Source organism: Mesorhizobium sp. M0904, assembly GCF_040319475.1.
Classification (GTDB): Bacteria; Pseudomonadota; Alphaproteobacteria; order Rhizobiales; family Rhizobiaceae; genus Mesorhizobium.
The window spans coordinates 32,052-45,635 of sequence record NZ_JAMYOC010000035.1; the positions used below are offsets into that span (position 1 = coordinate 32,052).

Sequence of the window (13,584 nt, forward strand, 5' to 3'; positions counted from 1 at the left end):
TACCGAGGCCGGCGACGCGCTCACCTTGATGATCGGCGGCGCGCCACGGTTTGCCCAGAAGGCCATCCAGGCGCCGAAGGCCGGCCCTATATCCAGGTCGCCGGCGATATAGACCGAGAGGCTGACGAGATCTTCAGCATCTTGTCGGAAAGCGAAGGGATCAGCCGGCGCAGGTCGGAATAGCGCATCGGCTGTTCCTTGATGCGCGCCAGGATCACCGTCTTCCATTTGCCGCCGAGCGCGTCGAGCGCGAACTCGACCGGACAGCCGTAGAGTCTTCCGCGTTGGGTCATGCCCCATGGTAGGCAAGGCACGGCGACGACGAAAGCAGAATTTGCCCGGTCATCTGACCAGGGTCGCGGCTCGCGGCCGCGCCGGCGACAAAATCCATGGAGGAGAACGAAGACGAGCGTGCGCGACACCAATCCGGTCAATGCGAGACGGCCGAAACCTGTGGCGATCGTCATCGCCTGGCTGTATCGACCACGACGGGCTGGCTGGTCGGCTCTGGTGGAGCGAGCTCCCGCACCCCTGGTTCGCCTTCAGCGAACGCGGCTATGCCGTCGAGGTCTTTTCACCCGACGGCGGCGGTCTTGCATCCGAATTGCGTCAAGACGAAGGGAGCCTCATCCGAGTAAGCGCTTGCTCAGCCGCGCGCACTGCACACGAATATCGGGAATGGCGTCGATTTCGAAGAAGGTGCCGCGCGTCAGTGGCCCGACGGCGAGGATCTTGGCGGATACCGTGCCGTCGCCGGCGATGACCTCGCAGTTCGCGGTCACGTCGAGGCCGAGGCGCAGCGGATCCGGCCGTGCCAGTCCACGCTCGACCAGTGACCGCACCACGCTGTTCGAGGTGGTCGAGATGTCCCTGGCGATGCCGGTGCAATCATAGATGCGGGTGACGTCGAACCTTTCGAGCTGCTGCGTATGGCGCGACTGGACCTGTACGCTGAAGCCGTCGCCGGCGGCGATCTCGACGACGCGCCCGGCGACAAGGCGGATGCGGCCCGCTTGCACCGCCTCGGCAACGCGGGTGTAGACTTCCGGCGCCATGCGATGGCGGTGGATATCCCACCAGGCCTTGGTGTGCTCGACGAAGCGGCGCTTGGCCGAGGACGGCCAGTTCTGCCAGATCTTCTGGTTGAAGGGTCTCAGACCGTCGACGACGTCGCGCCAGTCGATACCGGCCTTCTGGTTTTCCCGGATCAGGTCGCGGAACCAGCCGACGAAATAGGAAAGCTGGGTGCCGAGCGGAATGTCGGCGACGTCGAGCTTGATCGGATTGCCCTTGCGATGCGGCGAAGGCAGCAGGCCGCGCCGCGACACCGCTACGATCGCGCCGCGGTGGCCGCGCTGCTCGAGCGACAGGAAGGCATCGACCATGCTCAAGCCGGTGCCCAGCACCAGGATTTGGGCTTCGGGGTCGAGCGCAGTGTCCGCCTCGGATCCCATCCTGATCGCATGCCCCTGCCCCGCCCCCGGCTCTTCGTCATGCCCGGTGGCGAGCACGGCAAGATGCGCGACCACGCTGGTGCCGTTGGCCAGCGCCACCTCAACGCCGGAGGCGGTCGGCGAGATCGACAGGCTCTCCTCGCGGATCAGGCGCAGCCGGCCCGTCTGCTGCTCACGCGCCTCGAGCTCGTCGAGCAGCTCCTTGAGATAGCGGGCGTAGACGCTGCGCGGCGCATAGACTGGCGCCTGTTCCGGCGTCGCTATGCCGCGTTCAAGCAGCCAGCGCGAGAAATTGCCGGGATCGTCGGCATAGGCGCTCATGCCCGACGCGCTGACATTCAGCACATGCGCCGACAGCAGCGTTGAATAGGCCATGCCTTGCCCAAAATGCGGGCGTTTTTCGATCAGGCTGACGCGGAGATCGGGATTGGGCGACTTCAGCAGATGCGCCGCAAGCACGACGCCGCTGGCGCCGCCACCGACAATGATGATCGAATTTGGCGTAGCGCGCCCGGTCATACGCACACCAGCTGTGCTGGCGATCGTCGCCGGCTCAGGAGAGATTGGTTCAGGCCTGGATTTTCAACGCCGCCGAAAAGTCTTCGTCGCCGACGATGTCGCGCATTTCGGCGAGGCTGCGCTGATCCAGCACCTCGGCGATGGCTTGCCGGACCTCCAGCATCAGGTGTCGGACTTGGCATGTCGCCTCGTTGCAGTCTTCGCAGCGCTGATACTGGGTGCGGCTGGCGCAAGGAATGGGGGCAAGCGGTCCGTCGAGCACGCGCACGACGTGGCCGACCTTGATCTCGTCCGCCGGGCGCGCCAGCCGATAGCCGCCGTCCTTGCCCTTGCGGCTCTGGACGAACCCGGCATTGCGCAATTCGCCAAGAATGGCATCAAGGAACTTCTTCGGAATATTGTTTCCTGTGGCGATGTCGTTGACGAAGGCGAGCTGTCCAACCGGCAGGCGCGCCAGATGGACGAGCGCCTTGAGGCCATATTTACCTTTTTTCGTGAGCATAACCCGAACGTTTCTCTGTCATGCGATGGCGCAAGGCCACCGGTTGCGAAACGCCTGGCGTGCCTCCCCGCCGCGTCCAAGCTGTCACTACAGATAAATTCTAGCGACATGATATACAAGCTCAGAAACGTTGATTTTGCTTCGTTTTCAAGCCGCAATGGCCATTTTGGCCGGGGCTTGTGCCCTTGCGAGCACAGGAGCCGCCGCGAATGGCACACCGGCAAACTGGCCGGTGGCAGGAATGTCCCGATCGGCGAGAATACCGACGGCAGCTTCTGCCCCTGAATTTGAAGGCCAAAGCATGCCGCGCGCGGCAACAAGGAGGGTGGCGTCGCTCATCGTCCTCTCCAATCCCTCAATGTCGATAAGGATACTAGACTTAACCGCGAACACAGGGAACTTGTTTCCAATTTGTTGGCTATTCACAGCATGAATTTGCCGATGCAGGGGCGAACGCGGGAAAATCCTTGTTGTGGGCATGGACGGCGTGGAAGGGGTTCCCGGGCAAGGACGACGGTTCTCACCCGGGCCATCACCCAGAAGCGTGCGAATGGGCAACTGCCCTAGCCAGACGACTTTTTCTAACAAGGCCGAGCCGATTGGAAGGATTTAACTCTACAAGAACGAGAGAGTTAGATGACTATGAAACGCAATCCGGGTTTTTCTCGTTTCCAAGGAGCCTTTCATGTCCACCATTTCGCGACGTATCGTTCTCTTGTCCTCGGCGGCTCTGGCAGGTGCCGTCTTTCTCGGCCCAGCCGATGCGCAGGACCTCAAGATCACTATCGGCTACCAGACAGTCGTCGAACCCTCGAAGGTGCCGCAGGCCGACGGCGCCTATGAGAGCGCGACCAAGGCGGCAATCGACTGGCGGAAATTCGATTCCGGCGCCGACGTGATCGCCGCCATCGCTTCCGGTTCGGTCGACATCGGTTATGTCGGCTCGAGCCCGCTGGCGGCGGCGGCGAGCCGCGAGCTTCCCATCCAGACAATCTTCATTGTCGGGCTGATCGGCGAATCCGAGGCCCTTGTTGCCCGCAACGGCGCCGGCATCGAGAAGGCCGCCGACCTTGCCGGCAAGAAGGTGGCGGTGCCCTTCGTTTCGACGACGCATTACAGCCTGCTTGCCGCGCTGAAGCATGAGGGTATCGACCCGAAGTCGGTCGATATTCTCAATCTGCGGCCACCGGAGATCGCGGCGGCATGGGCGCGCGGCGACATCGACGCCGCCTATGTCTGGGATCCGGCACTCGGCCAGATCAAGACGACGGGCAAGGTCGTGCTGGATTCCTCGCAGGTCGCAGCCTGGGGCGCGCCAACCTTCGACGCCTGGATCGTGCGCACCGACTTCGCCGAAAGGAACCCGGAAGCGGTGCGCGACTTCGTCAAAGTAACGGGCGCTGCCTATGCCGACTTCCTGGCCAAGCCGGATCAATGGTCGGTGTCCTCGCCGCAAGCGGCCAAGATCGCCAGGATCACCGGGGCCAAGCTCGAAGACGTGCCGCAACTGCTGAGGGGCTATGTCTTCCCGACGCTCGAGGAGCAAGCCTCGGAAAAGTTCCTCGGTGGCGGCACTGTCAAGGCGGTCGAGGCGACATCGGCCTTCCTCAAGGAGCAGGGCAAGATCGACGCCGTGTTGCCGGATTATTCGAAATACGTGTCGTCGAAATATGTCGGCGAGGCGCTGGCCTCGAATTAGCGGCGGCTCAATACCGCGCGTCCTCCCTTCCCTGACGCGCGTTGCCTGCCCCGGAGCCGCTGACGAGGAACGGCTTCGGGGCAGGCAGGTTCAGAATATCGGCGACCCCACATGACGCATCTCGTGCTCGACCAAGTCTCGGTTCACTATGACGGCCAGCCGGCGCCGGCCGTCGAACGCGTGTCGATTGACATCGCTAAGGACGACTTCGTTGTCCTGGTCGGCCGTTCCGGCTGCGGCAAGACCTCGTTGCTCAACGTCGCCGCGGGCCTGGTCGAGCCTGTGCGCGGACGCGCCACGATTGGCGGCAGGCCGATCACGGCGCCAGGCTCGGACCGCGCCGTCGTGTTCCAGAACGACGCATTGTTTCCGTGGCTGACCGCGCGGGAAAATGTCGCCTTTGCTCTCAGGCTGCGCGGTGTCAGGGCCGCCGAACGGGCGCGGACTGCCGACGACCTTCTGGCGCTGGTGAAGCTCGACGGCGACGGCGACAAGCGCATCTGGGAGCTTTCCGGCGGCATGCGCCAGCGCGTCGGCCTGGCCAGGGCGCTGGCAGCCGAGCCGCAATTCCTGCTGCTCGACGAACCGCTGGGCGCACTCGATGCGCTGACACGGGAACGCATGCAGACAACGCTGCTCCATCTGTGGACGGCAAGCCAGGTCGGCGTGCTGATGGTCACGCACGGCATCGACGAAGCGCTGGTGCTCGCCACCCGCATCATTGTGCTCGCTCCCGGCCCTGGCCGGGTGGTGCGGAGTTTCGAGGCCGGTTTCAGCCGGCGCTATGCAGCCGGCGAGGCCATTCGTAGCATCAAGGCCGATCCCGCCTTCGCCGCGGCGCGCGGCGAGCTGACCGACGCGATCTTCGAAGGGGAGGCAGCATGACCGTTACCTCCTATACCGCGCGGCCGCAGCGCTCCAAAGTCGACGACGGAGCCGACGCGCTGTCGGTGCCATGGTCGCGGCCGCGGCCGAGACGCAGCCGCGTTTCGGCCCGCGTGGTTAGCGCGATCACCATTCTGATGGTGGTGGCGGTGTGGACGGCATCGGCCCGCCTGCAATTGGTGTCGCCGGTTTTCCTGCCGTCGCCTGTGGCAGTCTGGAACAAATTTGTCGTCGTCGCCGGTGACGGCTTTGTCGACGCGACGCTGCTCCAGCATATCGCCGCCAGTCTGTGGCGGGTGTTTGCAGCGCTGATCGTGGCCCTTGTCATCGGCGTTCCCATCGGGCTGGCTATCGGCATCAGCACGATCGGGCGCGGCATCTTCGATCCGCTGCTCGAATTCCTGCGGCCGATCCCGCCGCTGGCCTATCTGCCGCTGATCATTATCTGGTTCGGCATTGGCGAGCCGTCCAAGATCCTGGTGATTGCCATTGCCATGCTGGCTCCGGTTGCGCTGTCGACGGCATCGGGTGTTCGCGGCGTCTCGCAGGAACGCATCAATGCAGCGCGCTCGCTTGGCGCCACGCAGCGCCAAGTGATCAGGCACGTCACCCTGCCCAGCGCGCTGCCCTCGATCCTGACCGGTCTGCGCATCGCGCTTGGCGCCGGTTGGTCGACGCTGGTCGCCGCCGAGCTGGTGGCCGCGACGCGCGGGCTCGGTTTCATGATCCAGTCCGCTGCCCAGTTCCTCGTCACCGACGTGGTGGTGATGGGCATACTGGTGATCGCGGCCATTGCCTTCGTGCTCGAATTCATCATCCGCAGGATCGAGCGGGTGCTCGTCCCGTGGGCAGGGCGGGAATGACCGACAATGCCCCATTCCATCGCTGTATTGTTCGCGCATTTCGGCCATTGGCTCCGCCTGATCAAGGCCGGGGACAAACAGCCGCCTGACGGCGAACGCAAAACGCCGGTGCATCTGGACGCGGAGCGCAACCGCTTACCGCCGCGCGACGAAAGTTTCTACTGGGGCTGGCAGTACTGGTCGCGGTGACCGGCCGCCAGGGTCCGCTGTGCGCTGCTCTCAAGGGAGCTTGAGCATGGACGCCCGTTCAAACGCGCGAACGGTTCGCCCAGGCCAGGCCGGCCAGGCCGACCAGCGCGGTGACGATGCCGACATAGAGCCATTGCGACTGGCCGGTCATGAAGCTGCCGCCGATAACGCCGATGCCTTGCAACGTCCACAGCACGCCGATGGCGAGCACAATCAAGGCCAGCAGATTTTTGATCAATCTCATCGCTAGAACTCCGTTCCAAGTCGATCATAAACCGCGTTCCGGCCGGAATGAAACAGCGAGAAGACGCTGCTCGATTACACCAACTTCTACTTGGATGCTAATCTCTGATCTTGTGCAAGACGCCCGGAGATCGGCGCAGACATCATCAAAGAAGCTGCGCCTCGCTGCAGAAAGTCTCTGACAAATTGTTTCGCGCCGACTCCAAACGTGTAACATTGCCATGGAACCGACAGATCATTGCCGCATTTGCTGCCTTGTTCGGCACCTAACGGCTTGGGTCTGTCAACGGAGCTAACCCCAAGCATGAAGAAAAGCTATCAGGCCGCGCTCGTCGCGGCCACGATCGCGGCCGGCCTGACGGTCGGCGCATCCGCCACCAACGCCGCCGCTCAGTGCGGTCGTGCCTCCTGGTACTCACTGCATTCCAGAACCGCTTCCGGCGAGCGCATGAACCCGTCGGCGCTGACCGCCGCGCATCGCAGCCTGCCGTTCGGCACCAAGCTGAAGGTGACCAATCGCAACAATGGCCGCAGCGTCGTCGTGCGCATCAACGACCGCGGCCCCTTTATCAGGGGCCGGATGCTCGATCTGTCGAAGGGCGCAGCCAGTCAGCTCGGCTTCATCAGTTCGGGCCATACCGCTGTCTGCATGGCACGGGTCTAACGGTCCGGCCGCCACGGCCGGACGCCGCCTCCAACGATTGTCCCAATAGCCGTGCCCTTGCCTGGCCTTCGCAGGTGCACATTGAGCCGGCTGTTGCCCTTCCAGGCGGATTCTCAATGCCTTGGACGAAAGAACGAGCATAAATCACGCAGATTGACGTATTGCATCGCAGCAGATTGTTGCTAACTTCCCCGCAAAGCATTCAAGGCTCGGCGCTGCTCGTCGGCCCTTCAATCGCAGTCGGCAGCGGGGTTCTCGATGTTCTACCAGCTCTACGAACTGAACCACGCCGCCTTGCAGCCGGCGCGCCTCTATGCCGATGCGGTGCGCCTGTTCTACTCCAATCCGCTCAATCCGGTCTCACACACGTCCTGGGGCCGCTCGGTTGCGGCAACGGCCGAACTGTTCGAGCGCACGACGCGCCGCTACGGCAAGCCGCAATTCGGCCTGACCAAGACCGTGGTCGACTGGAAAAACGTCGAGGTCAGCGAACGCACCGTCTGGTCGCGGCCGTTCTGCAACCTGGTTCGTTTCGAGCGGGCGGTTCCTGCAGGGCGCCGGCCGGATCCGAAGCTGTTGATCGTCGCGCCGATGTCGGGCCACTACGCGACGCTGCTGCGCGGCACGGTGGAGGCGATGCTGCCCTATGCCGACGTGCATATCACCGACTGGGTCGACGCCCGCATGGTGCCGCTGGCCGACGGCAGCTTCGATCTTGACGACTATATCGACTACATCGTCGACATGCTGCATGCGCTAGGCCCCGACACCCATGTGATGGCGGTGTGCCAGCCTTCGGTGCCGGTGCTGGCGGCGGCGGCACTGATGGAAGCCAAGGGTGATCCGTTCGTGCCCTCGACGATGACGCTGATGGGCGGGCCGATCGACACGCGCCGCAATCCGACAGCGGTCAATCTGCTGGCGCAGGAAAAGGGGATCGACTGGTTCCGCGACAATGTCATCATGCGCGCGCCCTGGCCTGTGCCGGGCTTCGGCCGCGAGGTCTATCCCGGCTTCCTGCAGCTTTCGGGTTTCATGAGCATGAACCTCGACCGCCACATCACCGCCCACAAGGACTTCTTCATGCATCTGGTGAAGCATGACGGTGACAATGCCGAGAAGCACCGCGAGTTCTACGACGAATATCTGGCGGTGATGGATCTGACGGCGGAATTCTACCTGCAGACCGTCGACACCGTGTTTGTCCGCCAGGCCTTGCCCAAGGGCAAAATGACGCATCGCGGTATCGCGGTCGACCCTTCGGCGATCCGCAATGTCGCCCTGTTCACGGTCGAGGGCGAGAACGACGACATCTCCGGCCTCGGCCAGACCAAGGCCGCGCACGACCTGTGCATCAACATCCCGGCCGACAGGCACGCCCATTACATGCAGCCTGCGGTCGGCCATTATGGTGTGTTCAACGGCTCGCGCTTCCGTTCCGAAATCGTGCCGCGCATCGTCGACTTCATCACCAGCTACGGCCGTCAGAACCGTGTTGCGGTGAAGCCCAAGCTGGTCAGGACCGGCAAGAAATAGGCGACCAGTGATGATGCCCGTCAATCCGCATCAGGTCGGTCTATGCCAAAATCATCGGTTGGCGCGGCCGTGCGGCGGGTCGACCTGTTGCACAATAGTCGCGTTGGCGCCACGCGGGTAACCATGCCGCAAAATCAATCCATCCTCATAATTGACACGGACTGTAAATACCCCTTAACGTTTCGTTAATAACAAGGGACAAGCGGGGACAATGATTTCCTCACCAATGGCGAGAACGCTGCGCCTGTGCGCGCTGGCCGGACTTACTGTGGCGGCAGGTTGGGCCAGTTCGGCCTCGGCGGCCGGCCCGATGATAACAGGTGGCCCGACCTCACAGCCGATCGGCCATTATGATTTCTGCAAGAGCTACGCCTCCGAATGCTCGATTCGCCCGAAGGATCTGTCGCCCGCCAGCCTGACCGGCTCGCTGTGGCGCAAGCTGCTCAGCGTCACGGCAAAGGTCAACGCCGCCGTCAAGCCGGAGAGCGACTTCGACATCTACGGCAAGGATGAGGTCTGGGCCTATCCCGACAAGGGCGTTGGCGATTGCGAGGACTATGTCCTGGAAAAGCGCCGTGAGCTGAACCGGCTGGGCGTCTCGTTTGCCGATCTGCTGATGACCGTCGTGCGCAAGCCGGATGGCGAAGGCCACGCGGTGCTGACGGTGCGCACCGACAAGGGCGACTACATCCTTGACAATCTGACCGACCAGGTCCGTTCCTGGGACCAGACCGGCTATCGTTTCCTCAAGCGGCAGGCGATCGACAATACCGGCCGGTGGGTCTCCATCCGCGGCGGCCAGCAGGTTCTGGTCGGCTCGGTCCAGTAACAAGGCAACTCATTTCGGCCGTGCCAGCGCGGCGCGGATCGACGCAGTGATGCGGCGAAGCTCGGCTTCGTCGAGCTTTTCAATATTGTCGGCCAGGAGATTGGCAAGTTCGGTCGCCGCCGGGCTAAGGCCCGACGTGTCGAGCTTGACGCGCGGATGCGAGGTTTCGGCCAGCCGCGCCAGTTCCTCGGCGTCGTCCCAAATGATGTTGAAATAGCCGATGATCTTCTGGATCAGCGTCCAGCTCGGCGCACCGCGGCGGCCGTGTTCCAGCGCCGAGAGATAGGCTGCGCTGACGCCGATCGCCTTGGCCATGTCCTTCTGGCTGACGCCGCGCTCGTTTCGCAGCACGCGAAGCTTTTCGCCGAACGGGGTCACAAGCGCACCTTCATGGATGCATCCTCATAGGTGCGTCCCTCATCGGCATGCCCTCATGAGCGTGCCCGCCGCAAGCGGACATAGAGCGCACCCGAGCCGCCATGTTTGCGGGCGGCATGGTCGTGGCTGGAGACGAGGGGCCGGAAGGCGGGTGTCGACAGCCATGACGGCACGGCGCGCCGCAAGACGCCATCACCGCCCGACGAAGAGCCCTTGCCGGTGATCACCAGGACGTAGCGGATGCCGCCGGCATGCGCCCGGCACAGGAAGGAAAACAGCAGTGAATAGGCTTGGTCCTGGGTCAGGCCATGCAGGTCGACGCGGCCCTCGATCGGCAGCCGGCCGTTCGACAGCTTGTCCAGCGTCGGTTCGTCGAGTGCATGGGAGACATGCTGCGCCTTCGGCTTTGCGGCCGCGGCAGGATTGCCCGCGACCTGTTCCGGGGGCGGCGCCTGCCTGGTCTCGTCGATCTCCGGCCCAACGTGTGGAATTTCGACGGCGGTTCTGCCCTTCAGCGGTTTTGCCGTGCGCGCCACCAGGTTCCACAGCACCCGGTCGTCCTCGCTCAGCCTGTCGATGCGCCGGGTCATCGGCCTGCTCCTCTAAACCAGCGACCGGGGGATCAGCGCATAAAAATCGGCGGCGTTGCGGATAACGCCGGCGATCTCGCCGGCCGCATCGCCCGACCCGGCAAACAAATCACCGCGGGCCGGGCCGGTGATCGCCGAACCGGTGTCCTGCGCGATCATCAACCGCCGGAACGGTTTTCCGTCGAAGGCGGTCAGGGACGGCGCGTCGATATGGAAGGGCGTGCCGAACGTGTGCAGCAGCCGGTCGACGGCGATCGAGCGGCCGGGTGTCAGCGGCACCTTGGCGGCAGCAATCGGGCCGAGCTCCCGGTCGTCGACGCCCATCTCGCGGAAGAAGATATAGGAGCGGTTGCGCCACAGGGTCTCGTCGACGCGCTCCGGATGCGCCTTGAACCAGGCACGGATCGACTGCATCGTCACCTTCTCCAGCGGGATCTCGCCTTGCTCGCTCAGGATCTTGCCCGGTCCGGTAAAGCGCTGGCCGGATTTGGCGGCATAGGTGATGCGGCGAAGCCTGCCATCGGTCATGTTGAGCCGTGCCGCGCCCTGCACGTGAATGAAGAAGGCGTCGACCTTGTCGGCGAGCCAGGCGATTTCCAGCCCTTTTCCGGCAAGCGCGCCGCGTTCGATCTCGCCGCGGTCGAAATATTCGACCGGGCCGTTCGGCGCCGCACGAGCGAAGGCGAGATAAGGATCCAAGCCGGAAGGACGATTGCCGTCGTCGATGTCGACCAGGTCGGCAGGGCGCGCCAGCAACGGTACCGAAAATCGTTCCGTGCGCACCGGCGAGGCTTCGACCTCCGGCTCATAAAAGCCGGTTACCAGGCCGGGACCACCATCTTCGGCATCGATACGGGTCGGAACGAAATGGCGCTCGAAAAAGCTTCGGGCCTGCAACCGATTCGCCGACGAAACGGTACGCGCTTCGGCATAGGCATCGGCAAAGCCATTGTAGTCGACGCCGAGCGCGCCGGAGCGGTAGGGTTTGGTCAGGATATGAAAGGCCGAGCGGCGAAAGGCGTCAAAGGCAGGGAGATGGTCGTCCTCGCCCCAGCCCGGCAATTGGCCAAAGGATTTTTCGCTGAAGGCTCGAGAAAGCGACACGACAGCCTCCGCCGCCGTCCAGTTCAGTCTTCTTCTTCGGTGGCGACAAGCTTCCAGTTCGGATCGCGCGAGCGCGTGTCGCGGGCGAAGGTCCAGACATCCTTGACCTCGGCGACGGTCTCGGGATCGCCGTCGATGACAGCGCCGGCCTTGTCGCGGGTCGCCGAAATCAGCTCGCTGACAATGCGCAGCGTGATGTGCGCCTCGCTGCCCTTCATCTCGGCCGAAACGATGTCGGCCTTGTCGATGCCGACGAAGGAGGACTGGATCTTTTCGGCTTTCGCCTCACGGTCGCCGATGGCCGCGACGAAGCCGTCATAGACCTCGCGCGACAAAAGGTTCTTCAAGGTTTTGCGGTCGCCATCCGCGTAGGCCATGACGATCATCTCATAAGCCATCTTTGCGCCGTCGACGAAGGTCTTCGGGTCGAACGTCGGATCATTGTCCTTGATCGCCCGCAGGCCCCGGTTGAGATCGGTGTCGGGCTTGGCAAAGGCATCGATCGCCGCATAGGTGTCGGCCGCCGGCTCTCCTGTCAGGCGCTTGCGCGGCAGCGAAACCACGTTCTCGGGTTTCTGGGCGGCATCCTTGTCGTTTTTGCGCGCTGCCGTATATGGATCGAAGGGCGGGCGCTCGTTGCCCGTGCGTCGGCCAAGCACGTTGCGCAGCTGGAAGAAGATCACCACCGCCGCAATCAGAAAGAAAATCGTGCCGAAGTCGAAGAAGCCCATATCTTGCGCCAATCAATCCCTGCTTTGGCCGGACCAGCGGCCAAGCAGGGGCCGCGATCACATAGCGTTCGGTATCCAAAGCATATAGAACGCATGGCGCAATCATTCAAATCAAAGGCAGCCATACCTATCTAACAGCTCTGGTGCCAGCGGCGATTGCTCGCCGGCCGGCAAAACATCGAAACGATCGGTCAAGATTTGCGTATCTCGCTGTTTCCCCTGTTCATTCTCGCGCTTCCGCTGCTGGAGATAGCCGGTTTCGTCATTGTCGGCCGCCAGATCGGCGCGCTGGCGACGGTCGGGCTGGTGCTGGCCTCGAGCGTCGCCGGCGCCTTGCTCCTTCGACACCAGGGTTTTGGCGTCATGGCCAGGGTACGTGCCGAAATGGACGCCGGGCGTGATCCGAGCGGCCAGCTTGCGCATGGCGCCATGATCGTGCTGGCCGCGATCCTTTTGATTATCCCCGGCTTCATCTCGGATATTTTCGGCATTCTGCTGTTCCTGCCGCCAGTGCGCGATCTTGCCTGGCGGATGCTGAAAGGCCGCATCGTGCTGGCCACCGATTTCAGCAGTGGTTTGCGGGCAAGGCAACGCGGCAAGATCATCGATCTCGACGACGGCGACTATTCGCGTGCCGACGACCATACGCGCGGACCGGATTCTCCCTGGCGCCGCCTCAAGGACGAGTAGCCGCAAAGCAACCAGCGTCTTTTGCAAACTTGTCTTGTCGGGCCGGCCATGATAGCGAACGCCCGAATTTCAATCCGGTCAGCAACGCTGCCCAGGCAAAAGGACCACAGCTTATGGCCAGCAACGACGACGCGCCGACCGGCGCAGCCAACGGTAATGGAAATGCGGCGCAGCCTTCGCTCAACGTGCTTGCGCAATATGTGAAGGACCTGTCCTTCGAAAGCCCCGGTGCACCGAACTCGCTGCGCGGTCGCGACAAGGCACCCGGCATCGCCATCAACGTCAACGTCAACGCCAATCCGCTTTCGGACAAGCAGTTCGACGTCAATTTGACGCTGAACGCCAAAGCGTCGTTCGACCAGGAAGTGCTGTTCAATGTCGAACTGGTCTATGGCGGCGTCTTCGCCATCAGCGGCTTCCCGCAGGAGCACATGCTGCCGATCCTGTTCATCGAATGCCCGCGGCTGCTGTTCCCGTTCGCGCGGCAGATCATTGCCGAGGCAACACGCAACGGCGGCTTCCCGCCGCTGATGCTGGACCCGATCGATTTCGCGCAGATGTTCCAGCAGAAGCTGGCAGAGGACCAGGCTGCCGCCAAGGTCAAGGTGAGCTGAGCGCGGCTGCTAGAGCGTCGGACATTCAGGTTGAATCGCGAAGGATTCCGCTAACGTCGGGTTTGTGATTCACTTCCTTAAGGAGGTGATTTGC

General features: G+C 63.1%; 18 protein-coding genes. 9 read left to right on the plus strand and 9 right to left on the minus strand.

Features of this window, described 5'->3' with window-relative positions; all coding sequences use genetic code 11:
• Window positions 1–86 precede the first annotated feature (86 nt).
• The 4 genes from NKH80_RS28085 to NKH80_RS28100 all read right to left on the minus strand — a co-directional run bounded on the left by NKH80_RS28085 (window position 87) and on the right by NKH80_RS28100 (window position 2,814).
• Complete coding sequence (locus NKH80_RS28085) at window positions 87–293, minus strand: winged helix-turn-helix transcriptional regulator (protein ID WP_352508613.1); 207 nt, start codon at window positions 291–293, stop codon at window positions 87–89.
• A gap of 333 nt (window positions 294–626) precedes the next feature.
• Entirely contained in the window at window positions 627–1,973 is a 1,347-nt protein-coding gene (locus NKH80_RS28090; RefSeq protein ID WP_352508612.1) for an FAD/NAD(P)-binding protein, read from the minus strand.
• A gap of 49 nt (window positions 1,974–2,022) precedes the next feature.
• Complete coding sequence (locus NKH80_RS28095) at window positions 2,023–2,475, minus strand: RrF2 family transcriptional regulator (RefSeq protein WP_352476864.1); 453 nt, start codon at window positions 2,473–2,475, stop codon at window positions 2,023–2,025.
• Window positions 2,476–2,622: 147 nt separating this feature from the next.
• The gene (locus NKH80_RS28100) at window positions 2,623–2,814 is read right to left on the minus strand and encodes a hypothetical protein (RefSeq protein ID WP_352995005.1); all 192 of its coding nucleotides are present in this window, start codon (window positions 2,812–2,814) and stop codon (window positions 2,623–2,625) included.
• Between the two features lie 346 nt (window positions 2,815–3,160).
• Here NKH80_RS28100 and tauA point away from each other — a divergent pair, with 346 nt between their 5' ends.
• The 4 genes from tauA to NKH80_RS28120 all read left to right on the plus strand — a co-directional run bounded on the left by tauA (window position 3,161) and on the right by NKH80_RS28120 (window position 6,111).
• Window positions 3,161–4,174, plus strand: a complete 1,014-nt coding sequence (gene tauA / locus NKH80_RS28105) for a taurine ABC transporter substrate-binding protein (RefSeq protein ID WP_352508610.1) — start codon at window positions 3,161–3,163, stop codon at window positions 4,172–4,174.
• Between the two features lie 111 nt (window positions 4,175–4,285).
• Window positions 4,286–5,059, plus strand: coding sequence for a taurine ABC transporter ATP-binding protein (locus NKH80_RS28110; protein WP_352508609.1), 774 nt, complete (start codon window positions 4,286–4,288; stop codon window positions 5,057–5,059).
• Window positions 5,056–5,922: an ABC transporter permease subunit gene (locus tag NKH80_RS28115; protein WP_352508608.1), complete on the plus strand. Its 867-nt coding sequence runs from the start codon at window positions 5,056–5,058 to the stop codon at window positions 5,920–5,922. Before NKH80_RS28110 ends, NKH80_RS28115 begins: the two co-directional genes overlap by 4 nt.
• Before the next feature lie 6 nt (window positions 5,923–5,928).
• Window positions 5,929–6,111, plus strand: coding sequence for a hypothetical protein (locus tag NKH80_RS28120; protein WP_254817964.1), 183 nt, complete (start codon window positions 5,929–5,931; stop codon window positions 6,109–6,111).
• Window positions 6,112–6,169: 58 nt separating this feature from the next.
• Here the strand turns inward: NKH80_RS28120 and NKH80_RS28125 are convergent, their stop codons facing one another.
• Window positions 6,170–6,355 carry a hypothetical protein gene (locus NKH80_RS28125; protein ID WP_352476807.1) on the minus strand — a complete coding sequence of 62 codons (186 nt, stop codon included), beginning with the start codon at window positions 6,353–6,355 and terminating at the stop codon, window positions 6,170–6,172.
• A 303-nt stretch (window positions 6,356–6,658) separates the two neighbouring features.
• Here NKH80_RS28125 and NKH80_RS28130 point away from each other — a divergent pair, with 303 nt between their 5' ends.
• From NKH80_RS28130 to NKH80_RS28140, 3 genes are all read left to right on the plus strand, one after another.
• A complete protein-coding gene (locus tag NKH80_RS28130; RefSeq protein WP_254817962.1) occupies window positions 6,659–7,018 on the plus strand; it encodes a septal ring lytic transglycosylase RlpA family protein in 360 nt (119 codons plus the stop codon).
• 258 nt (window positions 7,019–7,276) lie between these two features.
• Window positions 7,277–8,554 carry a polyhydroxyalkanoate depolymerase gene (locus tag NKH80_RS28135; protein ID WP_352508607.1) on the plus strand — a complete coding sequence of 426 codons (1,278 nt, stop codon included), beginning with the start codon at window positions 7,277–7,279 and terminating at the stop codon, window positions 8,552–8,554.
• Window positions 8,555–8,765: 211 nt separating this feature from the next.
• Complete coding sequence (locus NKH80_RS28140; protein ID WP_254817960.1) at window positions 8,766–9,383, plus strand: transglutaminase-like cysteine peptidase; 618 nt, start codon at window positions 8,766–8,768, stop codon at window positions 9,381–9,383.
• A 9-nt stretch (window positions 9,384–9,392) separates the two neighbouring features.
• On the opposite strand, the gene NKH80_RS28145 is transcribed toward NKH80_RS28140, so the two are convergent.
• The 4 genes from NKH80_RS28145 to NKH80_RS28160 are packed head-to-tail and all read right to left on the minus strand — an operon-like array spanning window position 9,393 to window position 12,186.
• Window positions 9,393–9,761 (minus strand): helix-turn-helix domain-containing protein, encoded by a 369-nt coding sequence (locus NKH80_RS28145; protein WP_352508606.1) that lies wholly within the window; start codon window positions 9,759–9,761, stop codon window positions 9,393–9,395.
• 53 nt (window positions 9,762–9,814) lie between these two features.
• Window positions 9,815–10,351, minus strand: a complete 537-nt coding sequence (locus NKH80_RS28150; protein WP_352508605.1) for a Smr/MutS family protein — start codon at window positions 10,349–10,351, stop codon at window positions 9,815–9,817.
• Window positions 10,352–10,363: 12 nt separating this feature from the next.
• Entirely contained in the window at window positions 10,364–11,455 is a 1,092-nt protein-coding gene (gene mltA / locus NKH80_RS28155) for a murein transglycosylase A (RefSeq protein ID WP_352995010.1), read from the minus strand.
• A gap of 23 nt (window positions 11,456–11,478) precedes the next feature.
• A complete protein-coding gene (locus NKH80_RS28160; RefSeq protein ID WP_254817956.1) occupies window positions 11,479–12,186 on the minus strand; it encodes a Tim44/TimA family putative adaptor protein in 708 nt (235 codons plus the stop codon).
• Window positions 12,187–12,384: 198 nt separating this feature from the next.
• Between NKH80_RS28160 and NKH80_RS28165 the strand changes: the two genes are divergently transcribed.
• Together NKH80_RS28165 and secB are read left to right on the plus strand one after the other, a co-directional pair.
• Window positions 12,385–12,876 (plus strand): FxsA family protein, encoded by a 492-nt coding sequence (locus NKH80_RS28165; RefSeq protein WP_254817955.1) that lies wholly within the window; start codon window positions 12,385–12,387, stop codon window positions 12,874–12,876.
• A gap of 113 nt (window positions 12,877–12,989) precedes the next feature.
• Entirely contained in the window at window positions 12,990–13,490 is a 501-nt protein-coding gene (gene secB, locus NKH80_RS28170) for a protein-export chaperone SecB (RefSeq protein ID WP_254817954.1), read from the plus strand.
• Window positions 13,491–13,584: the final 94 nt, after the last annotated feature.